Annotated in this window: 19 protein-coding genes and 1 tRNA gene; 11 read left to right on the top strand and 9 right to left on the bottom strand. The window is 68.0% G+C overall.

Features of this window, described 5'->3' with window-relative positions; all coding sequences use genetic code 11:
- The first annotated feature begins 18 nt into the window (after nt 1–18).
- The 6 genes from IFJ75_RS10065 to IFJ75_RS10040 all read left to right on the top strand — a co-directional run bounded on the left by IFJ75_RS10065 (nt 19) and on the right by IFJ75_RS10040 (nt 8121).
- The gene (locus tag IFJ75_RS10065) at nt 19–1452 is read left to right on the top strand and encodes a glucoamylase family protein (RefSeq protein ID WP_207867819.1); all 1434 of its coding nucleotides are present in this window, start codon (nt 19–21) and stop codon (nt 1450–1452) included.
- Nucleotides 1449–2723 carry an extracellular solute-binding protein gene (locus tag IFJ75_RS10060; RefSeq protein WP_207867818.1) on the top strand — a complete coding sequence of 425 codons (1275 nt, stop codon included), beginning with the start codon at nt 1449–1451 and terminating at the stop codon, nt 2721–2723. The genes IFJ75_RS10065 and IFJ75_RS10060 overlap by 4 nt, the downstream gene beginning before the upstream one ends.
- Complete coding sequence (locus IFJ75_RS10055; protein WP_207867817.1) at nt 2720–3619, top strand: carbohydrate ABC transporter permease; 900 nt, start codon at nt 2720–2722, stop codon at nt 3617–3619. Before IFJ75_RS10060 ends, IFJ75_RS10055 begins: the two co-directional genes overlap by 4 nt.
- A complete protein-coding gene (locus IFJ75_RS10050; RefSeq protein WP_207867815.1) occupies nt 3616–4431 on the top strand; it encodes a carbohydrate ABC transporter permease in 816 nt (271 codons plus the stop codon). The genes IFJ75_RS10055 and IFJ75_RS10050 overlap by 4 nt, the downstream gene beginning before the upstream one ends.
- A 155-nt stretch (nt 4432–4586) precedes the next feature.
- Nucleotides 4587–7838, top strand: a complete 3252-nt coding sequence (locus IFJ75_RS10045) for a discoidin domain-containing protein (RefSeq protein WP_225896767.1) — start codon at nt 4587–4589, stop codon at nt 7836–7838.
- Nucleotides 7839–7893: 55 nt separating this feature from the next.
- The gene (locus IFJ75_RS10040; protein WP_207867813.1) at nt 7894–8121 is read left to right on the top strand and encodes a hypothetical protein; all 228 of its coding nucleotides are present in this window, start codon (nt 7894–7896) and stop codon (nt 8119–8121) included.
- On the opposite strand, the gene IFJ75_RS10035 is transcribed toward IFJ75_RS10040, so the two are convergent.
- From IFJ75_RS10035 to IFJ75_RS10010, 6 genes are all read right to left on the bottom strand, one after another.
- The gene (locus IFJ75_RS10035) at nt 8109–9197 is read right to left on the bottom strand and encodes an ABC transporter ATP-binding protein (protein ID WP_207867812.1); all 1089 of its coding nucleotides are present in this window, start codon (nt 9195–9197) and stop codon (nt 8109–8111) included. The two genes, IFJ75_RS10040 and IFJ75_RS10035, sit on opposite strands and share 13 nt — an antisense overlap.
- A 233-nt stretch (nt 9198–9430) precedes the next feature.
- Nucleotides 9431–11521, bottom strand: coding sequence for a DEAD/DEAH box helicase (locus tag IFJ75_RS10030; protein WP_207867810.1), 2091 nt, complete (start codon nt 11519–11521; stop codon nt 9431–9433).
- Nucleotides 11522–11782: 261 nt separating this feature from the next.
- On the bottom strand, nt 11783–13117 hold the full coding sequence (locus IFJ75_RS10025; protein ID WP_207867808.1) for a hypothetical protein: 1335 nt from the start codon (nt 13115–13117) through the stop codon (nt 11783–11785).
- Between the two features lie 285 nt (nt 13118–13402).
- Nucleotides 13403–13477 (bottom strand) — tRNA-Val (locus IFJ75_RS10020).
- A 77-nt stretch (nt 13478–13554) separates the two neighbouring features.
- A complete protein-coding gene (locus IFJ75_RS10015; RefSeq protein ID WP_207867806.1) occupies nt 13555–14844 on the bottom strand; it encodes a dicarboxylate/amino acid:cation symporter in 1290 nt (429 codons plus the stop codon).
- Nucleotides 14845–14972: 128 nt separating this feature from the next.
- Entirely contained in the window at nt 14973–15722 is a 750-nt protein-coding gene (locus tag IFJ75_RS10010) for an SDR family oxidoreductase (RefSeq protein ID WP_207867804.1), read from the bottom strand.
- Nucleotides 15723–15830: 108 nt separating this feature from the next.
- Here IFJ75_RS10010 and IFJ75_RS10005 point away from each other — a divergent pair, with 108 nt between their 5' ends.
- From IFJ75_RS10005 to IFJ75_RS09990, 4 genes are all read left to right on the top strand, one after another.
- On the top strand, nt 15831–16247 hold the full coding sequence (locus IFJ75_RS10005; protein WP_207867802.1) for a winged helix-turn-helix transcriptional regulator: 417 nt from the start codon (nt 15831–15833) through the stop codon (nt 16245–16247).
- Nucleotides 16248–16249: 2 nt separating this feature from the next.
- Complete coding sequence (locus IFJ75_RS10000; protein WP_207867800.1) at nt 16250–16768, top strand: hypothetical protein; 519 nt, start codon at nt 16250–16252, stop codon at nt 16766–16768.
- A gap of 253 nt (nt 16769–17021) precedes the next feature.
- Nucleotides 17022–17996: a patatin-like phospholipase family protein gene (locus tag IFJ75_RS09995; protein ID WP_207867799.1), complete on the top strand. Its 975-nt coding sequence runs from the start codon at nt 17022–17024 to the stop codon at nt 17994–17996.
- Between the two features lie 11 nt (nt 17997–18007).
- Nucleotides 18008–18646: a Pr6Pr family membrane protein gene (locus IFJ75_RS09990; RefSeq protein ID WP_207867798.1), complete on the top strand. Its 639-nt coding sequence runs from the start codon at nt 18008–18010 to the stop codon at nt 18644–18646.
- Here IFJ75_RS09990 and IFJ75_RS09985 read toward each other — a convergent pair.
- Both IFJ75_RS09985 and IFJ75_RS09980 read right to left on the bottom strand, forming a co-directional pair.
- Complete coding sequence (locus IFJ75_RS09985) at nt 18616–19350, bottom strand: HAD-IA family hydrolase (protein WP_207867796.1); 735 nt, start codon at nt 19348–19350, stop codon at nt 18616–18618. The two genes, IFJ75_RS09990 and IFJ75_RS09985, sit on opposite strands and share 31 nt — an antisense overlap.
- A 1-nt stretch (nt 19351) precedes the next feature.
- Nucleotides 19352–20323, bottom strand: a complete 972-nt coding sequence (locus IFJ75_RS09980; RefSeq protein ID WP_207867794.1) for an alpha/beta fold hydrolase — start codon at nt 20321–20323, stop codon at nt 19352–19354.
- An 89-nt stretch (nt 20324–20412) separates the two neighbouring features.
- Between IFJ75_RS09980 and glmU the strand changes: the two genes are divergently transcribed.
- On the top strand, nt 20413–21768 hold the full coding sequence (gene glmU / locus IFJ75_RS09975; RefSeq protein WP_207867792.1) for a bifunctional UDP-N-acetylglucosamine diphosphorylase/glucosamine-1-phosphate N-acetyltransferase GlmU: 1356 nt from the start codon (nt 20413–20415) through the stop codon (nt 21766–21768).
- Here glmU and IFJ75_RS09970 read toward each other — a convergent pair.
- Nucleotides 21765–22304 (bottom strand): hypothetical protein, encoded by a 540-nt coding sequence (locus IFJ75_RS09970; protein WP_207867790.1) that lies wholly within the window; start codon nt 22302–22304, stop codon nt 21765–21767. The genes glmU and IFJ75_RS09970 overlap by 4 nt on opposite strands.
- Between the last annotated feature and the right edge of the window lie 64 nt (nt 22305–22368).

Below are 22368 nucleotides of genomic sequence, written 5' to 3'. Positions count from 1 at the left end.
TTCGCGTAGGAGTCCCCCATGGATCGTCGTCTGTTTCTGATGGGCTCCGTCGCCGCCGCCGCCTCGGCCGCGGCGCTGCCCGCGTTCGCGGCCCAGCGGGTGCGCCTGCCGGCCGCCAAACGGCTGGACCCCGAGATCGACGATCTGCAGCGCAAGACCTTCCAGTGGTTCGTCGACGTCACGGATCGCAAGACGGGACTGACGCCCGACCGCTGGCCGACCAAATCCTTCTGCTCCATCGCTGCGGTGGGCTTCGCCCTGAGCTGCTGGCCGGTGGGGGTCGAGCGCGGCTGGATGACCCGGGCCGAGGCGCGCGAGCGGACCCTGACCACTGTCCGCTACTTCTGGGAGCTGCCGCAGGGGCCGGGCGAGCATGACGCCGCCGGCTACAAGGGCTTTTTCTACCACTTTCTCGACATGGAGACCGGGCTGCGGTTCGGGCGCACCGAGCTGTCGACGGTGGACACGGCCCTGCTGGTCGCCGGAATGCTGTTCGCCGCCCGCTACTTCGACCGCGATACGGCCGAGGAGCGCGAGATCCGCGAGCGAGTCCAGGCCATCTATGAGAGGATCGAATGGCCCTGGGCCGTGGTGCGGCCGAACCGGATCACCATGGGCTGGCATCCGGACACGGGCTACATCCCGTCCGACTGGTACGTCTATAACGAGGGGATGCTGATCCTGCTCATGGCCATGGGCAGCCCGACCCATCCGGTGGACGCCGGGGTCTGGTCGGAGTGGGTGACCAGCTATGACCGCAGCTTCGTGGAGCGCGAGACCGACCGCTACCTCGAGTTCGCTCCCCTGTTCGGGCACCAGTACAGCCACATGTTCGTGGACTTCCGCGGCATTCGTGACGCCTGGATGCGCGGCCAGTCGGCCATGCGCGGGGACACCCTCGACTATTTCGAGAACAGCCGCCGGGCCGTCTATGCCCAGAAACAGTATGCGACCGACAACGTCGGCGGCTGGGGTTATTCGTCGGAGATCTGGGGCCTGACGGCCTGCGACGGGCCGGGCGATTTCAAACAGACCATCGACGGCAAGGAGCGCGAGTTCTTCAGCTATTCGGCGCGCGGGCCGGGCGACCGGGACGACGGCACCATCGCGCCGACGGCGGCGGCGGCCTCCATCGCATTCGCGCCCGAGATCGTCGTGCCCTGCATCAAGGCGATGAAGGCGAAGTACGGGTCGGTGATCTATACGCAGTACGGCTTCCTCGACAGCTTCAATCCGACGCTGAACGTGCTGGAGCATCCGCTGCAGCACGGGCGGATCGAGCCCGGCGTCTGCTGGGTGGACGGCGACTATCTGGGTATCGACCAGGGGCCGATCGTGATGATGATCGAGAACCATCGGTCGGAGCTGATCTGGCGGCACATGCACGGCGAGCCCAACCTGAGGCGCGGTCTGGAGGCAGCGGGCTTCACCGGTGGGTGGCTGGCGGCATGACCGACTTCGCGCCCGACCGGCGGACGGCGCTCGGCCTGTTGGCGGGAGCGGGCGCGGCCTTGAGCGGGTGCGGACGGAACGACGGGCGCACGGTCCTGCAGTTCTGGGCCATGGGCAATGAGGCGACCAATGTCGGTCAGATCCTGCCCGAGTTCGAGAGGCGCAACCCGGACATCAGGGTGGTGGTGCAGGCCCAGCCCTGGACCTCGGCGCACCAGAAGCTGCTGACCGCCTATGCAGGCGCGTCGCTGCCGGACCTCAGCCAGGTGGGCAATACCTGGATCGGCGAGCTGACCGCCATCGGCGCCCTGTCGCCGGTCCCGGCCGAGGCGGCGGACCTGCAGACCGACCAGTTCGGCGCCGTGCTGGGCACGATGATGATCGACGGCAAGGCCATGGCCACGCCCTGGTATGTCGACACACGGCTGTTGTTCTATCGCTCCGACATCCTGGCCAAGGCGGGCTACGACGCCGTGCCGCAGGACTGGGCCGAGTGGAAGAAATCCATGCACGCGATCAAGCGGGCGGCGGGGGAGGGCAACTATGCCATCCTGTTGCCCGTGAACGAGTTCGAGCAGCTGCAGACCCTGGGCCTGCAGGGCGACGATGCTCTGCTGCGGGACAATGAGACCCGGGGCAATTTCGCCAGTCCGTCGTTCGTCGAGGCCCTGGCCTTCTACAAGAGCCTGTTCGACGAGGGGCTCGCGCCGCTGGCGTCGTCGACGCAGATTTCCAACGTCTGGACCGAGTTCGGACGCGGGTATTTCAGCTATTATTTCAGCGGCCCGTGGACCATCGGTGACATGAAGGCGAAGCTTCAGCCGGCGATCCAGCCGCACTGGACCACGGCGGGCGTGCCGGGGCCGCGCGGGCCGGGGGCCTCGGCGCCGGGCGGGTCGTCGCTGGCGGTGTTCAAGTCGTCGGATAAGCAGGCGGCGGCGTGGAAGCTGATCCGATACCTGTCGGAGCCCGAGGTGCAGGCGCGGTTCAACGTCATCACCGGCGACCTGCCTGCGCGCCAGTCGGGCTGGAACGCGCCCCAGGTGGCCAACGACCCCTATATCGCCGCCTTCAAGGGCCAGTTGAGCCGCGCCAAGCCCCTGCCCAAGGCGCCCGAGTGGGAGCGGATCTCGGCCGAGATGCAGATCGTCGCCGAGCGGATGGTGCGCGGGGAGTTCACGCCCGCGGCCGCCGGTCGCGAGATCAATCGACGTGTCGACCGGCTGCTGGAAAAGCGCCGCTGGATGATCGAACAGGGGAGGGCGGTATGAGCTCGACCGTCACCGCCCGCGAGCGTGCGGCCTGGGGGTTCGTCGCCCCGGCCCTGATCGCCATCGCCGTCTTCTTCGCCGTGCCGGTGATCGCGGCCCTGCTGCTGAGCCTGACCGATTTCGACATCTACGCCCTGGCCGATCTGAAGAACCTGCGGTTCGTGGGCCTGCAGAACTATGAGCGGCTGCTGACCAATCCGCTGTTCTGGGGGGCGATGAAGAACACCCTGTGGTTCAGCGTGCTGGGCGTGCCCCTGGCCATCGCGGCGTCCCTGTTCGCGGCGGTGATCCTGAACGCGCGGACGGTGCGGTGGCGGCCGATCTGGCGGGTGGTCTTCTTCGCCCCCTATGTGACCACCCTCGTCGCGACGGCGGTGCTGTGGAACTACATGCTCCATACCAAGTACGGGGTGATCAACTGGATCCTGACCTCGGTCGGCCTGCCCGCGGTGGACTGGCTGGGGAGCCCGGCGACCTCGGTGCCGGCCATCCTGATGTTCGTGGTGTGGAAGATCTTCGGCTACAACATGCTGATCTTCCTGGCGGTGCTGCAGACCGTGCCCGACGACCTCTATGAGGCGGCGCGGATCGACGGGGCGGGGCCGTGGAAACAGTTCCGGCATGTGACCCTGCCGGCCATCGCCCCGACCCTGTTGCTGGTCTCGATCATCTCGGTGGCGGGCTTCTTCCAGCTGTTCGCCGAGCCCTATGTGATGACGCAGGGGGGACCGGCCCAGTCGACGGTGACGGTGCTCTACTTCATGTACGAAGAGGGCTTCAAATGGTGGAACCTGGGCTCCGCCTCGGCCGTGGCTTTCATCCTGTTCCTGTGCATCTTCGCGGTGACGATGGTGCAGCTGTGGGCGTCGCGGAAGCTGGGGGGAGACCACACGTGAAGCTGCGCGTCATCCTGCTGAATGTCGCGGTCGCCCTGATCGGGCTGATCGTCCTGTTCCCGCTCGCCTGGATGGTCTCGGTCAGCTTCATGTCGACCGGGGAGGCCGCGACCTTCCCGCCGCCCCTGCTACCCAAGGTCTGGACCCTGTCGCACTATCGCGAGCTGTTCGTCGATCAGGGCATGGGCCGGTATATGTGGAACAGTCTGGCGCTGGCGACGCTGGCGACCGTGCTGGCGCTCGGCTTCACCGTGCCGGCGGGCTATGCCTTCGCCAAGCTGAGGTTCCGGGGACGGGACCGGATTTTCCAGATGCTGATCGGGGCGCTGGTCATCCCGGCGCAGATCGGAACCCTGCCGCTGTTCCTGATGCTGAAGTCGGTGGGGCTGGTGAACACCTATGCCGGCGCGCTGGTGCCGTGGCTGGCGTCGATCTTCGGTATCTTCCTCGTCAGGCAGTATGCGCTGTCGATCCCGGAGGAGATGCTGGAGGCGGCGCGGATCGACGGGGCGTCGGAGGGGCGGATCTTCCGCTCGGTGGTGCTGCCGACCCTGACGCCCATTCTGGTGACGCTGGCCCTGTTCGTCTTCCTGGGCAGCTGGAACGACTTCCTGTGGCCGCTGATCATCCTGACGGACCAGTCGAACTATACGCTGCCGGTGGCGCTGGCGGCCCTGTCGCGCGAGCATGTGCAGGACGCCGAGATGATGATGGCCGGTGCGGTGATCACGGTCGCGCCGGTTCTGCTGCTCTTCCTGGCGCTGCAACGGTACTACATCCGCGGCATGCTGGCGGGGAGCGTGAAGGGATAGCATTCAATTCCGCTCATCCCCGCGAACGCGGGGACCCAGTGCTTTCGTAAGGCACGGTGCGTGGGATCAACGATCGGGCACGATCGGCAGGGCTGATCGCCCACAGAACTGGGTCCCCGCCTTCACGGGGATGAGCGGAGTAAAAGATGCGATTCATGGCGGCGATGATGTTTGGGGTTCTGGCGGTTCTGGCCGGGCCGTCGTTCGCCCAGACGCCTGCGCCGGTCGAAACCCCCCTCGTCGAGATCGCGCCCGCCGAGCCCGCGACGCCCGCGCCCGTGGTGCTGGACGATCTCGAGGATCTGACGCCGTGGAAGGCCGACGCCTCGACGGATGTGTCGTCGGCGATTTCGTCGGTGGCGGGTCCCGACGGCGGCCGGGCGATGCGGCTGGACTACGACTTCAACGGCAAGTCGGGCTACGCCTTCGCGGCGCGGGCGCTGAGTTTCAACGCGCCGGCCAACTATGAGATCCGCTTCCGGGTGCGTGGCGCCGGGCCGTCGAACACCTTCGAGGTCAAGTTCACCGACGCGACCGCAGAGAACGTCCACTGGCGCCAGACCACGCGCTACACATTCCCCGACGGCTGGACCGAGTTCGTGATCAAGAAGCGGCAGGTCAGCTGGGCCTGGGGGCCCAACCCGGACCACGCCTTCCGGGGCGCCGAGCGGATCGAGTTCGTGGTCACGGCGGGCGAGGGCGGGAAGGGCTTCATAGAGGTCGACGACCTGAGCTTACGCGAACTGCCGCCCGAGCCGGCGGTCCCACCGCGGCCGCTGGCGACGGCGACCAGCGAGGACGGAATGTCCCTGGCGGCCAATGCCGTGGACGGCGACCCGGCGACGGTGTGGCGGTCCACGGCTGAGGGCGAACAGAGCCTGACGCTGGACCTAAGTTATGAGCGGGAGTTCGGCGGGCTGACGCTGAAATGGGCCGAGCGGTCGTCGGCGACGAAATACCGGGTCATGGCCTCCTCGGACGGCGAGGTCTGGACGGCGCTGGCCCAGGTCGATCAGGGCGACGGCGGGACCGACTGGCTGAGGACGCCGGAAGCCTCGGGGCGATACCTCCGGTTTGATTTCCTGGCGCCGCCCGCCGTTCAGGCGCGGACCGGAGCCCAGATGGGGGCCGGGCAGGGGCGGGAGGCGGCGCAGACGTCCTACGCCCTGTCCGAAGTGACCGTCGAACCGCTGGCCTTCGGCAAGGACGAGACGGCCTTCCTGTCGGCGGTGGCGCGGCAGAGCCGGCGGGGCCTCTATCCGCGCGGCTTCGTCGGGGAACAGCCCTACTGGACCCTAGTCGGCGTCGACGGCGGCGGCGAGAGCGGGCTGATCTCGGAAGACGGCGCCATCGAGCTGAGGCGCGGCGGTCCGTCGGTCGAGCCCTTTGTGCTGGACAACGGCCGTCTGGTCACCTGGGCCGATGTGCGGATCGAACAGGGGCTGGTGGACGGCTATCTGCCGATCCCGACAGTGACCTGGACCCATGAGGGCTGGACGTTGAAGGTGACGGCCTTCGCGGACGGGACGGCGCAGAACGGGGCCATCTATGGCCGCTACGACCTGACCAACACCTCGAGCCGCCCGATCACCCTGAGCCTGGCGCTGGCGGCGCGGCCGATGCAGGTGAACGGACCGGTGCAGTTCCTGGCCGTGCCGGGCGGAGCCAGCCCGATCACGGCCATGGGCTATGACGGGACGAAGCTGACCATCGCGGGCAGCCGGGACGTGATCCCGGTGGTCAGGCCTGACCGTTTCGTGGCCTCGGTCTTCGACGCGGGCGCCGATCCGCAGAGCCTGCTGGCGACCGGGCGGCGGACGCCCGATGCGGTGACAGATGCGACCGGTCTGGCCTCGGGCGCGATGATCTATGAGGTGACCCTGGCGCCGAACGAGACGCGGACCTTCGGCATCCGCTCGGCGCTCGAAGGGCGGGGCGGGGATGCGACGGTCAGCCTGGCCGCCATCGCGACCGCCCAGATGGGGGTCGAGACCGCCTGGCGCGAAAAACTCGACCGGTTTGATCTGATCACCCCGCCGCAGGGGCAGAGGATCGCGGATACGATGAAGACCTCGCTGGCCCATATGCTGATGTCGCGGCAGGGGCCGAGGCTGCAGCCGGGGACGCGGTCCTATAACCGCAGCTGGATCCGCGACGGGGCCATGATGGCCGAGGGGCTGGACCGGCTGGGCCATGCCGATCTGTCGGCGGACTATCTGCGCTTCTATGCGCCCTATGTGTTCAGTGACGGCAAGGTGCCCTGCTGTGTGGATCAGCGCGGGGCCGATCCGGTGCCCGAGAACGACAGCCACGGGGAGTTCATCTTCCTGGCCGCCGAGACCTATCGCTACACCCATGATGAGGCCCTGCTGCGCTCGGTCTGGCCGCAGGTCCAGGCGGCGGTCGCCTATATGGACACGCTGCGCGCCTCGACCCGGGTTCCGGAGAACCGCACGCGGGAGACGCGGCATCTGTACGGACTGCTGCCGCCGACGATCAGCCACGAGGGCTATTCGGACAAGGCGGCCTTCAGCTTCTGGGACGATTTCTGGGGCCTGCTGGGCTACAAGGACGCGGTCTTCATCGCCGAGACGCTCGGCGACACGGCGGCGGCCCAGCGGTTCGGAGCCGCGCGCGACGAGTTCCGGACCGACATCCGGAACGCCATCACCGGCACGGCCATCCGCCACCACATCGACTTCATCGCCGGGGCGGCGGATCGGGGCGACTTCGACGCGACCTCGACCTCCATCGCCCTGTCGCCCGCGGGCGAGCAGGCGGAGCTGCCACAGGGGCTGATGAAGCGGACGTTCGAGAAATACTGGGAGAATTTCACGGCGCGGCAGGAGAACCGCAACGCCTGGAAGGACTACACTCCCTATGAGCTGAGGAACGTCGGGGTCTTCGTGCGGCTGGGCCAGAGGGACCGGGCCATGCGGGCGCTGGACTTCTTCTTCGCCGACCGCCGGCCCCAGGCCTGGAACGGCTGGGCCGAGGTGGTGGGTCGCGACCTGCGCGAACCGCGCTTCATCGGCGACATGCCCCATGCCTGGATCAGTTCGGACTACATCCGCTCGGCCCTGGACCTGTTCGTCTATGAGCGGGACAGCGACCACGCCCTGGTGCTGGCGGCAGGCCTGCCGCTGGACTGGGTCGACAGCCCGACGGGTGTCGGGGCGCGCGAGGTGCGGACCGCCTATGGGTCGCTGAGCTACAGCTTCAGGAAGGACGGGGCGGTCAGGGTGCTGATCCTCGAGCCGGGCGCGACGCCGCCCGGCGGGTTCGTGGTGCAGTGGCCCGAGGGCGTCGACCTGCCGCCGCGTCCGCGCATCGACGGGCGGCGCGGCGAGTGGAAGGGCCGCGAGGTGGTGATCCCGGCCGGGGCGAGGCGCGTCGAGTTCCGCTGATGCTTGACGATCACGGTTCTGTGGCTAACGATCCAACCTTTACGGGAGTCGTGCGATGCGCCGCTGGATGCCGATGGGTCTCATGCTCATGGGGGTGATCGCCCTGGCCGTCCTCGCCCTGCCTCTGATCGAGCCGAGCCTGCTCTGGGTCTTCATCGACAATCCCGGCCTGACCCTGATGTGGGACGTGGCCTCCGTCGTGGCCGCCGGCCTGTTCGTCAGCGGCGGGCTGTGGTCGATGGCGCGGATGCGGCGGTCGGGGCGGCGAGACTACAGCCGCTGAAACGCCTGGCCGTCGGCGTCGAACAGATGGGCCTGATCGGCGGCGACATGCAGTTTCAGGGCATCGCCCATCGCCGGGCGGATGTCGCCGGGGAGCTGGACCGTCAGGGTGTCTGAGACGCCCGCCAGGCCGACATAGGCATAGGTGGCGTGGCCCAGGGTCTCGACGAAGGCGGCCCTGGTTGCGATCACATTGGCCTTGCCCGACAGGGTCAGGTGCTCGGGACGAACGCCGAGGGTGACGCTGTCGCCGGGCCGGGCGCGCGAGGCGTCGACGTCGACCCGGACGGTCTCGCCCCCGGGCAGGGTGACCGAGGCGCCGCCCTTGCCGACGATGGAAAGCTCGGCCGGGATCAGGTTCATCTTCGGGCTGCCGATAAAGCCGGCGACGAAGAGGTTGGTCGGGTGCTCGTAAAGCTCCATCGGCGAGCCGACCTGTTCGATGACGCCGCCATTCAGGACCACGATCCGGTCGGCGAGGGTCATGGCCTCGATCTGGTCGTGGGTGACGTAGATCATGGTCGTCTTGAGCCGCTCGTGCAGGCCCGCGAACTCGTAGCGCATACGCACGCGCAGGGCCGCGTCGAGGTTGGACAGGGGCTCGTCGAACAGGAAGACCTCGGGCTCACGCACGATGGCGCGGCCGATGGCGACCCGCTGGCGTTGGCCGCCGGACAGGGCCTTGGGCTTGCGGTCGAGGTAGTCGGTGATGTTCAGGGTCTCGGCGGCGGCGCGGACCTTGGCGTCGATCTCGGCCTTGTCGGTCTTGGCCAGCTTCAGGCCGAAGGCCATGTTCTCGTAGACCGACATGTGCGGATAGAGGGCATAGGACTGGAAGACCATGGCGATGCCCCGGTCGGACGGCGACAGGTCGTTGACCCGCTGATCGCCGATGGCGATGTCGCCCGCAGAGGCCTCCTCAAGCCCCGCGATGGTGCGCAGCAGGGTCGACTTGCCGCAGCCGGACGGACCGACGAAGACCACGAACTCGCCGTCCTGGATGTCGAGGTCGATGCCGCGCAGGACCTCTGTCGCGCCGAAATTCTTGCGAATGCCGCTGAGCCGGACTTCGGCCATCTGTTCCTGCCTGTCGTTCTTGTTTTACAGGCTTTGTAAGCGGTTACGCGAAGAGGGTGAAGGCTTTCCTGATACCCTCTCCCATGGGGAGAGGGCTTGAGGCTCGCAGAGCGTAGCGATGCGCCAGCCGAAAGGGTGAGGGGTTACGGCGTTCGATCGTCAACGACAGAACCCCTCACCCTCCCACTCGCCGTGCTCGCGGGTCCCTCCCTCCCTATGGGAGAGGGGAGGTCCTAGCCGTTCGACTTCTTCTTGCCCTTGAAGGGCTTGCCGGTCCAGGGCTTGTCGCCGGCGGGAGCGGGGGCGGCGTCGCTGCGCGGGGCCCAGGCCTTCTTCGGGCCCTTGGGCTTTTCGACCCAGGCCGTTTTGCCCTCGGGCGTCGGGGCGTCCTTGGTGCGCTTGACCCATTTGGGCTTGGCGTCGCCGTCGGTGGCATGAGCCGGAGCGTCGCGCTTGACCCAGGGCTTCTTCTCACCGGCGGGCGCGGCGTCCTCGCGCTTGACCCAAGGTTTCTTCTCACCGGCAGGCGCGTCCTTGGCCCAGGGCTTCTTCTCGAAACCGCCTTCACGGTCCTTCCACGCAGGCTTGTCTCCACGCGGAGCGCCGCCCTCGGACTTCTTCGCCCAGGGCTTCCGCTCGGGACGATCGCCGTCGCCCGAGGGCTTCTTGTCCCAGCGGCTGGCGGGCTTTTCCTTCGGGCCCGGGGCGACGGCGTCGTTGACGGTCACGCCGTCTTCCAGACCCGAGGCGATGGCGGCGCGGAACTTGGCTTCAGCCGATTTGGTGATCTCGAACTTGGTCTCGCGGTCGAAGATCTTGATCGAGCCGATGTCGCCCTTGGTGACGTGGCCCAGACGGCAGAGCGTCGGCAGCAGCCATTTCGGGTCGGCGTTCTTGTCGCGGCCGATGTTGATGCGGAACCAGGCCATATCGCCGCCGCGGGCGAAGTCGGTAAGCGGGCCGTCGCGCTGGCCGCGGTCGTTCACGCCGGTCGCCTGGGCGCGCTTCATGCGGTCGTCGTCATAGACGTCTTCCGGCGAGGGCAGCTTCTGGCGGTAGAGGCGGATCAGGGAGGCGGCGATCTGTTCGGCGGAGGTGCGTTCCAGCAGCAGCTTGCCGAGTTCCAGAGCCTCGGCGTCATCGACGGGGGCGGTCAGGGCGGGATCGGCCAGCAGGCGCTCGCGGTCCTTCTCGAGGATCATCTCGGCCGAGGGCGGGCCGGCCCATTCGGCGGTGATCCCGGCCGACTGGAGCATCAGCTCGACCTTACGGCGACGGGTGTAGGAGACCATCATCACCGAGACGCCCTTCTTGCCCGCACGGCCGGTGCGGCCCGAACGGTGAAGCAGGGTGGCCTTGTTGACCGGGATTTCGGCGTGGATGACCAGGCCCAGGTCGGGCAGGTCGAGGCCGCGGGCGGCGACGTCGGTGGCGACGCAGACGCGGGCGTGGCCGTCGCGCAGGGCCTGAAGCGCCTCGGAGCGGGCCGCTTGGGTCAGTTCGCCCGACAGGCCGACGACGGCGAAGCCGCGCTCGCGCAGGGAGGCGGTCAGGTGCTTCACCCGCTCACGGGTGTTGGCGAAGACCAAGGCGCCGGGGGCCTCGAAATAGCGCAGGACGTTGACGACGCCGAGCTCGACCTCGTTCGGGGCGATGCGGATAGCCTTGTATTCGATGTCGGCGTGCGAGCCGGCGCCGGCGACGGTGTCGATGCGGATGGCGTCGCGCTGATAGGTGCGGGCCAGCTGGACGATGTCGCGGGCCAGGGTCGCCGAGAACAGCAGGGTGCGACGCTCGGCCGGGGCGCTGTCGAGGATGAAGGTCAGGTCTTCGGCGAAGCCCATGTCCAGCATCTCGTCGGCCTCGTCGAGGACGACGGCCTTGAGGCCGGAGAGGTCCAGCGCGCCGCGCTCCAGATGGTCCTTCAGACGGCCGGGGGTGCCGACGACGATGGCGGCGCCGCGTTCCAGGGTGCGGCGCTCGGCGCGGGGGTCCATGCCGCCGACGCAGGTGGCGATGCGGGCGCCGGCCTTGGAATAGAGCCACTCCAGCTCTTTCGAGACCTGCAGGGCCAGTTCGCGGGTCGGGGCGATGATCAGGGCGGCGGGGGCGCCGTTGTCCTCGATACGGTCGGCGTCGCCAATCAGGGTCGAGGCGAGGGCCAGGCCGAAGGCGACGGTCTTGCCGGAGCCGGTCTGGGCCGAGACCAGCAGGTCACGTCCGACTTCGCTTTCCAGCACGGCGGCTTGGACGGGGGTGGGCTCGGCATAGCCGCGTTCGGAAAGCGCGAGGTCGAGCGCGGGGTGGCTGGCGGGGAAGGGCATAAATTGTCTCGTACGGCGCTTCGGACTGAAACGCGAGGTGGGGCGCGGATGTGGGGGGCGAGGCGCGCCCCCATTCGCAGGATCGGGTGCGGTCACTTCTTGAAGGGGCGGGCCTTTGCGCCCGGAACAAGGCCGAATGGTGGTGATATATCAGATTTGGCGGGCGCCGGGGCGCCCGCGTGCGGCCGGCGGCGAAAACGAAGCGGGCGGCGGGACCGAAATCCCGCCGCCCTCCCGTAGACACGCCCCAAAGCGTTGGTCTTATTGGAACTGGTTCGGACCGGTGTTGTAGGTCTGAACGGGCTGGCCGTTGACGTAGGCGGTCTGGCCCGAGGCGGTGTCGGTGTAGGTCGTCGTGGCCTCGTAGCGCGAGCCTTCGACGGCGTGGGCCGAGTATTGCGAGCCGGTGGCCGCGTCGACCGAGGCCGGCGAGGCCACGGTGCAGCAGTCGTCTTCCGGATGCGGCTGGGCCGGGGTGTAGTGGATTTCCGGCGGGGCCACGGTCACTTCCGACGGACGCACGCGGACGTTGGGCGCTTCCAGATAGATCTGGGCGGGCGCGACATTGACCGGCGGGGCGTCGACATAGACGGGCGGGCCCTGGATGTAGACCAGCTGCGGCGGGACGTTGACCGGCGGCGAGGCGACGCGGACGCCTTGCGAGCGCAGGGTGACCGGACGCGGCGCCTGGGGCTGGCCGTAGAAGGGCTGGACATAGGCCGGGACGTCGCAGTCGCAGTCGCCCGGATAGGGCAGGGGCTGGGGCTGCGGAACCGGAGCGCAGCCATTGCCGCCGTTGCCGTAGCGGTTGGGATAGCCGTTGCCGGGGTAGCCGCCGCAAGGGTTGGGCGGGGGAACCGGCACGGGGCCGCAAGCGCCGCCGCCGTAGCCATTGCCGTAACCGCCCTGGTAGCCGCCCGGATAGGATCCGCCGTAGGCGCCGCACGAGGGAACGGGCGCCGGAGCCGGAGCGCAGGAATAGCAGCCCTGGCCGCCGCCCTGATAGACGGTGGTGCTGGAGTAGCTGGAGCCCTGCGTATAGGCCACCGAACCGCGCGTCTGGGTCAGGGTGCGGCCGAAGCCGGAGACCGAATAGCCGAAGGGCTGGCTGGGACCGGCGACGCAGTTGCAGTTGTCCGAGATGGTGACGCCGCCGCCGTAGCCCGGACCGGCCGGATAGAAGCCGTCGTCGACATAGGCATAGCCGCCGCCACCGCCGCCGCCACGGATCGAGCCGTAGCCGCTGTACGAATGGGCGTTGATCGCGCTGCCGTAGTTGGCGTTGCTGTTGGCGTTTGCGTTCGCATTGGCGTTCGCATTGACGTTCACGTTGACGTTGGAATTGAAGTTGCCGTTGTACGACCCTCGGCCCCCGTGACCGCCGCCATGGCCACCGCCACCCCAGTTGCCGCCGCCGCCGTGGCTTCCGCCGCCGCCGCCCGAGCCGCCGCAGGTTCCGCAGCCGCCCGACGAACCGCCGCCCGAATAGCCGCCGCCGTGGCTTCCGCCGCCGTTTCCGCCGCCGCCGTTTCCGGCCCAGGCCGCGCCGGCCGAGGCCAGGGTTGCGGCGATCGCGATGATGATGACCCGTTTCAAAGTGGTCGCTCCAATCTGTCTTGAACCGACTAGAGCAAGAGGTGCGCCGCGTGGGGCCCTTGCACCGCACGCGGACAAACCGGACGCCCGTTTACGCGCCCGGGGCGAGCCCGACGGCTGATTTCACTGACGAAGTTTTCCAAGCTTGGCCGTAAGCGCCGCAAACGGTCGCCCGGCGGGGGAAATGTAAAATCGCGTCCCGGGAGGCGTCGGCGCCGCCTGACAGGCGAAACGCCCAAACCCAGAGTGGGCCTGGGTTTGGGAGGTGATGGGGAAGGGAGGGAATGGTGGATGCTGCAGGGATTGAACCTGCGACCCCCTCGGTGTGAACGAGGTGCTCTCCCGCTGAGCTAAGCATCCATACCGGAGTGTCGGGGCTGAATCGGCCTCGACCGGGGAGGCGGCGATGTAGCTTGGCCCCGGCCAAAGCGCAAGCGTCAGATGCCGCTCGCCTTGACCAAATCCGGCTGATCCGTTTCGGGATCGCCCGGGAGCCAGGCCACATGGCCGTCGTAGATGTCCCGATTCAGCACACCTTCCTCGCGGGCGACCAGAACCGGGACAAGCATCTGGCCCGTTACGTTGGTCGCCGTGCGCATCATGTCGATGATCCGGTCGATGGCCACGATATAGCCGATCCCCTCCAGCGGCAGGCCGGCGGTGGACAGGGTCAGGGTCAGCATGACGATCGAGGTGCCGGGGACGCCCGCGGTGCCCAGCGAGCCGAGAACGGCGGTCAGGCCGATCAGGATGTACTGGGTCAGCGACAGGTCGATCTTGAAATACTGGGCGATGAAGATGGAGGCGATGGCCGGATAGATGGCGCCGCAGCCGTCCATCTTGACGTTGGCCCCCAGAGGCACGGCGAAGGCGGCATAGGCCTGGGGCACGCCGAGGCGCTCGACGGTCTGGCGCAGGGTGATGGGCAGGGTGCCGAGCGAGGAGGAGGTGGCGAAGGCCGTCTGCTGGGCCGCGAAGGCGCCGCGGAAGAAGGAGACGACCTTTAGCCCGTGGAGCTTCAGCAGGCCCGAATAGACCACCAGGATGTGGAACAGGCAGGCCGCATAGATGGCGACGATGAACTTGACCAGCGGCAGCAGGGCCTCCCAGCCATAGCCGCCGACGACCGAGCCGATCAGGCCGAAGACGCCGATGGGGGTCAGTTGGATCACCCAGCGGGTGATGCGGAAGATGATGGCCGCGCCCTCGTCGACCAGACGGCGGGCGTTGGCGGCGCGGTCGCCGAGCGCGACCAGGGCCACGCCAACGAACGCGGAGAAGAAGATGATTTGCAGCACCTTGCCGTCGCTGAGCGCCTTGAACGGATTGGTGGGCACGATGCCGAGCAGGACCTCCAGCGGCGTCGGAATGACCCGCTCCTTGACCTCGCCCAGCGGCAGGTTCGACAGGCCGACGCCCGGATTGATCAGGTGTCCGAAGGCGAAGCCGACCAGAACGGCCAGAAGCGAGGTGATGGCGAACCAGACGATGGTGCGCACGCCCAGCCGCACGGCCCCTGTCCCTTCGCCCAGTTTGGCGATGGAGGAGGCGATGGTGAACAGCACCAGGGGCGCGACCACCATGCGGATCAGGTTCAGATAGAGGTCGCCGATCGGCTGAAGCCAGGTCTCGGCATTCTCCCTGAGGATCAGGCCCGCGACGATGCCGAGGCCGAAGCCGACGGCGGTGCGGATCCACAGGGGAATGGCGAAGAATCGGGCGAGCATCGGCGAACGGCTTTCGGGAAGCGAGGGTTCGCGAATGTGCGGGGTGCGGCGGAACACCGCAACCGTGGAAGTGGCGAAAGGATTGGCGGGCGGGCTTTAGAAATATTCGCCCGCCGAACCCTGTGCGGTCAGTGCGCCCCGTCGTTCAGGATCGAGAATACCTTGGCGTATTCCCCCCGGCCCTCGGCGCCGGAGAGGAATTTGACCCGCTCGACCAGGACCTCGTCGTCGCCGCGCTCGAACAGGGCGAGGCTTTCGGAGGTGAACTCGGCGAGCGGCATGGAGTTGGGGTTCTCCGCATGGCCCGGCATCAGGTCGGTGGCGACGGCGGGCGGGGCCCATTCGACGACACGGACCGGGGTGTCCTTGAGCTGGTGGCGCAGGGACTGGCTCCAGGAATGGATGGCGGCCTTGGTGGCGTTGTAGGTCGGGGTCGCCGTCAGGGGCACGAAAGCCAGACCGGACGAGACGGTCACCACCGTGGCGGCTTCTTTCGTCAGCAGGTGCGGAAGCAGGGCCGCCGTCAGCCGGATCGTGCCCAAGAGGTTGATGGCGATGGTCTCGTCCACGATCGACAGGTCGAAGGCGCCGCCCGACAGGGTCTCGGCCTTCATGATGCCGGCGTTGTTGATCACGACGTTCAGGGCGGGGTGGTCGGCGACGACCTGGGCCGCGACGGTCTTGACGGCTTCCGGATCGGCGACGTCGAGGACGACGTAAGCCATGCCCGGGTTGGCGGCGACGACTTCCTGAAGCGGGGCGGCGCGACGGCCCGCGATGATGACCTTGGCGCCTTTCGCATGCAGGGCCTCGGCGAAGGCGCGGCCGATGCCGGTTCCGCCGCCGGTGATCAGGACGGTGTCTTTCGAGGTGTTCATGGGAGGGCTCCTTGAAGGTCTGTCAAAGCGACGTCCGGCGATGTATGAGTGTCACTCTCCATTGGAAAGTAGGCACCGAAAAGTTCGGTACTTACCGAAAGGAAAGTCATGACCGCCCCGGCCTTCAAGCCCCATCATCTCGCCGACGGCCGCGTCCAGTATCCGGCGGTCGATCCGCGCATCGAGGCCCTGGTGACCGAGGTCATCGGCCGGGTGGCGGACAAATGGACGATGATCGTGCTGGACGTCCTGGCTGAGAACGGCGAGTTGCGCTTCACCCGCATCGGCGAACTGTCCGAGGGCATCAGCCAGAAGATGCTGACCCAGACCCTGCGGGCGATGGAGCGCGACGGGCTGGTGGTGCGTACGGTTCACCCGGTGGTGCCGCCGAAGGTCGAGTACCGCCTGACCGACATGGGCTTCAGCCTCGCCGAGGCGTTTTGCGGGGTGTGGACCTGGGCGGCGGACCATCTGGAGCGGATCGAGGCGGCGCGGGCGCAGTTCGATCGGGCGAAGGTCGGGTAGGGGTGGCGCAGTCTCCCAAGGCGGGGGTCAGTGGGGTCCTGTCTCGTTGCGAGATTGACGGTCACCGGGTCGAAGCGAGGATCTCGCCCTTCCTCTTTGATCTCGACGCGGCCGAAGCGCCGGTCTGGCGGCTCGTTTTCGAGGGAGCGACCTTCGATGCGGCGGAACTCCAGCGCATGGTGGAAAGCGAGGTCGAGGTCGACATCCACGATGACCGGGCTGTCTTCTATGATGTTTTCGCAGGGGCCCAACAGGACTGCGGCTCGTCTCGCCTAAGCGTTGATCGGGTGGGATATGATGCGATTGATCACACAAGCCGTATCCGGCGCCTGCAGGCGGAAGTTCAACGGCTTGGCGCACACCTCGGGATCGCCCGGCAAAAGGACGACCGGGGAAAGGCCATTCTCGACGAACTGATCCGCCGGGCCGAAATCAAGGCGGCCGCGTCCGATCATCTGCATGATCGACAGGCCGCCGCGATCGAGGCGCTGCGACGCCTGAAGGTCCACTTTGACGGGTAGCGAGTGGCGCGCCTGAGTGCGGCCTCGGCGGCGCATTGACACATCGGTGTTCGGCATATCCAGTGAGCCCGTTTTCCGGGGGATTTTCATGGACATGCGCCGGTGGGGCGGAATGGCGGCGGCTGTGGGCGTGTTTGCCATGGCGGGATGCCAGTCCTTGAGCCGGACCGCTTTTTCGGTGGAGGATATCGGGGCGGCGAGCCCTGTGATCCGACTGGATAGAACCTCGGACGCGCGGTTTCGCGAAGGACTCATGGCGGCGGCGGCCAGCCCGAAGGATGGCGCCTTCGATCTTCTGGCCCTGTCGGGCGGCGGGGCCGAGGGGGCCTATGGCGCAGGGCTGCTGACCGGCTGGGGCGAGCGGGGCGACCGGCCGGTGTTCGAGGTGGTGACCGGGGTCAGCACCGGCGCCCTGATGGCCCCGTTCGTCTTCATCGGATCCGAGGGCGACGCCGAGCTGCGCGCGGCCTTCACCGACGGCCGGTCGAGCCGGGTGCTGAGCCCGCGCTGGCTGATGGCCCTGCGCGGCCCTGGCGTCTTCCGCCAGAAGCCGCTGCGCGATCTGGTCGCCTCGGCCGTGACGCCCGAGGTGATCGCGGGCGTGGCGCAGGGCCATCGGGAGGGACGCCGGCTCTATGTCGCGACCACCAGTCTGGATACCCAGGATCAGGTCATCTGGGACGTGGGGGCGCTGGCCGCCTCGGACCGGCCGGACGCGCGCGAGCGTTTCATCGACATTCTGGTGGCCTCGTCCTCGATCCCCGGGGTGTTTCCGCCGGTCTTCATCGATCTGGAACGGGACGGGCGGCGGGTGCGGGAACTGCACGCCGACGGGCGGACGACCGCCAACTTCTTCGTCGCGCCCGAGGGGTTGATGATGGCCCGCGACCTGTTCGGGCCGGCGGAGGCGGGGCAATCACGCCGGTTGTGGGTGATTCTGAACGGAAGACCGGAGCCGGTCTTCTCGGTGGCGCCCTATCAGCCCCTGTCGGTCGCCGGGCGCGGACTGGACGCGATGATGAAGGCCTCGACGCGGATGAACCTGATCGCCTCGCGCCGCTTCGCCGAGGCCAACGCCATGGGGTTCGATCTGGCCATGGCCCCGGTCGGAGCCGTGGAGACCAGCCTCGACTTCAGCCCGGAGCATATGCAGGCCCTGTTCGACGCAGGCCGCACACAGGGGCTGTCGGGCGCGGCTTGGAGCGCAGGGACTCTGGCGACGCAGTGAGGGCAATGGTCGTGACGCGATATTCAACGACGGGACGGATCGCCGCCGGGGTGGCCGCCGCTACGGCGTGGGTGGGGCTCGGCCTCTATCTGGCGACCGAGATCGCGGGGCAGAAGGGCAATGTCCTCGGCGCCCTGTGGGTCAATGCGAGTTTCCTGACCGACCTGACCAATCTGTGTCTGGCCGTGGTCATGTCCGGGGTGGCGCTGGGCGTGGCGCGGCTGTCGAAGCCGGTGGTGGTCGGCTGGGTGGTGACGGCGATCCTGACGGTCGGGATCGGCTTCTGGCTGATCGGCGGGCGGCTGGTGCTGGGCAAGTCGGATCTGTCAGACATCCTGCTGCACGGGGCGACGCCGCTGCTGGCCTTCGTGTTCTGGGCCGGGTTCGCCGTTCGGGGCGTGACCTGGAAGAACGTTCTGGTCTGGATGTTCTGGCCGGCGATCTACTGGTCCTACGCCCTGGTCCGGGGCGGGCTGACGGGGGAATACGCCTATGGCTTCCTCGACTGGCCAAGGCACGGCGTCTGGTCCGTCGGCATCACCCTGTCCGCGCTTATCGGGCTCTACGCCGCCTGCGGGCTGGTCGTGGTCTGGATCGACAAAACCCTGGGGCCCAAACGTCAGAGCCCCGCCAGGGCCCGCGAGACGTAGAGATCGGTCAGCAGGCCGTCGATGGCCTCTTCCAGATCCTCGAAATGGTCGATCAGAACGTCGCCGCCCAGCTCCTCGGGCGGGATCTGGGTATAGCCGAAGGTGACGACGATACAGGGCATGTCGGCGTCCTTCGCCGCCCCGACATCAGGAGAGGCGTCGCCGACCATGATGGCCATGGTCGGTTCGCCGCCGGCCAGCAGCACGGCCTCCTTCAGGTGGGCGCCCGAGGGCTTCTTCGCGCTGACCTTGTCGGGGCCGACGATGGCGGCGAAATGCCGGGTCAGGTCCAGCTTGCCCAGCAGCAGCTCCGACAGATCGGTGCGCTTGTTGGTGGCGACGACCAGCCTGGCGCCACGTTCGGCCAGCTGTTCCAGCGTCTCGACCACGCCCTCGAACGGATGCGACTCGTCGGCGATGTGCTCGATGTAGTCGGCGATGAAGGCGTCGAAGAGGGCGTCCTGGCTGGCCTCCTCCCACGAGGCGCCCGCCGCGACGAAACCGTGCTCCAGCAGGGCCCGGGCGCCGCTGCCGATCAGCTTGCGCGCGCTCTCCATCGGCACGGGCGGATGGCCCTCGCGGACCAGCATCCGGTTCAGGGTGCCGACAAGGTCGCCCTGGGTTTCCACCAGGGTGCCGTCCAGATCGAAGGCGATGGTCCAGCCTTCAAGGTCGCGGTCGGGCAGGTCGTGGTCGGGGGTCATGTCAGTCCGCTCGGGCTATGAAATCGCCGACGGCCTGTCGCCAGGCATCGGGCTGGTCGAACTGGGCCATATGACCGGCGTCGGCAAGCGTAACGAGCGAACCTTTTTGCAGGCGAGGCAGAAGGGCGCGGTTGGTGGCCGGGGTAACGAGGTCGTACTCGCCGCCCAGAAGCAATGTTGGCTGGGTCATCCGGCTCAGCAGAGGCTCCTGATCGAAATCCCTCAGAAATCCGGTCATGCGCGGGATGCCGTCGCCCATGGCGGCAGCGGCGAGGGCGTCGCCGCGATCAGTGGGGACGTCGCGCATATAGGCCCTGGCGTAGGCCGGGGAGCGGGTGCGGTTCAGGTGGGTCTCCATGAAAGTCCCGAAGGCGGCGCCTGTCTTTTCCGGGGCATCGCCGGGCGTCGGGGCGCTGATCAGCCGACCCTGTCCGTCGGGCATTCCGGCCAGCAGTTCGTCCATGCTGGAGGCCCAGCCCCGAGCCGACATCGGCGCGCCCTGCAGGATCACGCTGCTGATGCCGGACAGCTGTCCCGATACATGATTGGCGACGAGGATGCCGCCCCAGCTGTGGCCCAGCAGGTGGATCTGGTGCAGATCCAGGGCCAGCCGGATGGCGTCGATCTCTGAAGCAAACCGTTCGATGGTCCAGTTGGCGGGATCGCCGGGCGCCGAGGACCGGCCGCTGTCGAGCTGGTCATAGAGGATGATGGCGCGGTCGGCGGCGAAAGGCAGGGCGGGGAACATTTGCCAGCAGGCGCCGCCCGGACCGCCATGCACAAGCATCAGCGGTGTCTTGCCTGATTCCAGGTCGCCGTTAATCCGGACATAGACCTCGCCGCCCTGAACAGGGACGCGATGCTCCTGATCGGGGCGGGGCACGGCGGGATCGTCGGCCGCGAAGGCGGGGAGGGCGGGAAGGACGGCGGCAGACGCCGTCGCCGACAGGAAGGACCGTCTCGAAATCCGCATTTCAGCACCCATTGATATCCGGGGAGGATGCCGGTTTTCCACGCCCGCGCCACCCTGTAGAGATCAATAGAAATTCGCCGGATCGACTCATGACCATCACCCACCCTCGCGCCGCCATCATTCTCGCCGCCGGACAGGGCACGCGGATGAAGTCGCCGCTGCCCAAGGTGCTGCACCCGGTCGGGCATCGCGCCATGCTGGACCACGCCATCGACGCGGCGGAGGCCCTGGGCTGCGAGCGGATCGTCGTGGTGGTGGGGTCGCATTCGCCAGAAGTGCGCGCCCATGTCGTCAAGCGGCTGGGCGAGGACGCCATTGCCGTGCAGGATCCGCCGCTGGGCACCGGCCATGCCGTCCGGGCCGCCGAGGCCGTGCTGGGCGACTTCGTCGGGCAGGTGGTGGTCACCTATGGCGACGTGCCCCTGCTCAAGGCCGCCGATATTGAGCCAGTGTTCCAGAACCATGACGGGGTCACCGTTATCGGCTTCGAGGCGCGCGATCCCGGCGCCTATGGCCGGCTGGTCATGGACGGGGATGCGCTGACGGCCATCACCGAGGCCAAGGAGGCTTCCGAACAGGTTCTGGCCATCACCGCCTGCAACTCGGGCGTCATGGCCGCGCCGGTGGGCCTGCTGTTCTCGCTTCTGGCCGAGGTCACCAACGAGAACGCCAAGGGCGAATACTATCTGACCGACGTGGTCGAGCTGGCGCGTAAGCGCGGGGCGCCGACGCGGGCCGTGTTCGCGGGCGAGGATCAGGTCATGGGGGTGAACGCCCAGGGCGAGCTGGCCCAGGCCGAGGCCCTGTTCCAGAAGGTGCAGCGCGAGACCTTCCTCGCCGCCGGGGTGACCATGCCGGCGCCCGAGACCGTCCACTTCGCCTGGGACACCGAGATCGGGGCGGGCACGACCATCGAGCCCTTCGTCATCTTCGGCCCGGGCGCGAAGATCGCCGAACGGGTCCGCATCCGCGGCTTCAGCCATATCGAGGGGGCGACGGTGGCCCCCGGCGCCGAGGTCGGCCCCTATGCGCGGCTGCGGCCGGGCGCGGCGCTGGCGGAAGACGTGAAGATCGGCAATTTCGTCGAGGTGAAGAATGTCGCCATGGCGAAGGGCGCCAAGGCCAATCACCTGAGCTATCTCGGCGACGGCTCGGTGGGGGCGGGGGCCAACATCGGCGCGGGGACGATCTTCTGTAACTACGACGGCTTCAACAAGGCGAAGACGGTGGTGGGCGAGGGGGCCTTCGTCGGCTCCAACTCCGCTCTCGTGGCGCCGGTGACCATCGGGGCGGGCGCCATCGTCGGCTCGGGCTCGGTGATCGTCGAGGACGTCCCCGCCGACGCCCTGTCCCTGGCGCGCGGGCGTCAGGTGAACAAGGACGGGGCAGGGGCCGTGTTCCGCGAAAAGGCGGCGGCGATCAAGGCGGCGAAGAAGAAGGCCTAGCCCACCCGCGTATAGCCCACCGGGGTCCGGATGCAGCCGGCGACCAGCGGCTGTTCGACGACGGTCGGGGACGGAGCGCCGGGCGTCTGGTCGGTGACCGTGGTCCGGCATTTTCCGCTGCCGAAGGTCTGGAGCAGGGTGTAGGCGTGCCCGGCCTCGGGCGTGAAACGGATCAGGTTGATGCACTGTATGTTGGTGGAGAGACCCCCCGGGCCGGCTGGGAGGATCTCGGCCAGCAGGTTGACCGGCGCGCCGCCGGCGAGGCGGAAACTCTTCGAACCGACGGTCATCGGGTCATAGGCGGCGATGCGCAGCACCTCGGCGCAGTCCGGGCTGTTGGACCAGGAAACGATCTGTCCGGTTCCGAACCGGCCCACTTCCGGGTCGCGCGGATAGTCGATGCGGGCGGTGGCCGGCGACTCGGTCGGCTGAACGAAGACCGTCTCGCAGGCGGTCAGGCCGAGGCCCAGGCCGGCGACCAGAAACGCGGCCTTGAGGCGTGCGGTCGCGAACGTCTTACGCTTGTGCTTTCCCATTGCCCTCTCCCCCGATAAAGCGCGGGGAGCCAGCCACGAATCCTTCTCCGCCGCAAGCGAGTTC

The organism is Brevundimonas goettingensis, assembly GCF_017487405.1.
In the GTDB taxonomy this organism is placed as follows: domain Bacteria; phylum Pseudomonadota; class Alphaproteobacteria; order Caulobacterales; family Caulobacteraceae; genus Brevundimonas; species Brevundimonas goettingensis.
Note: the sequence above shows the minus strand (reverse complement) of the source record. Positions and strands in the feature narration are given on the sequence as shown.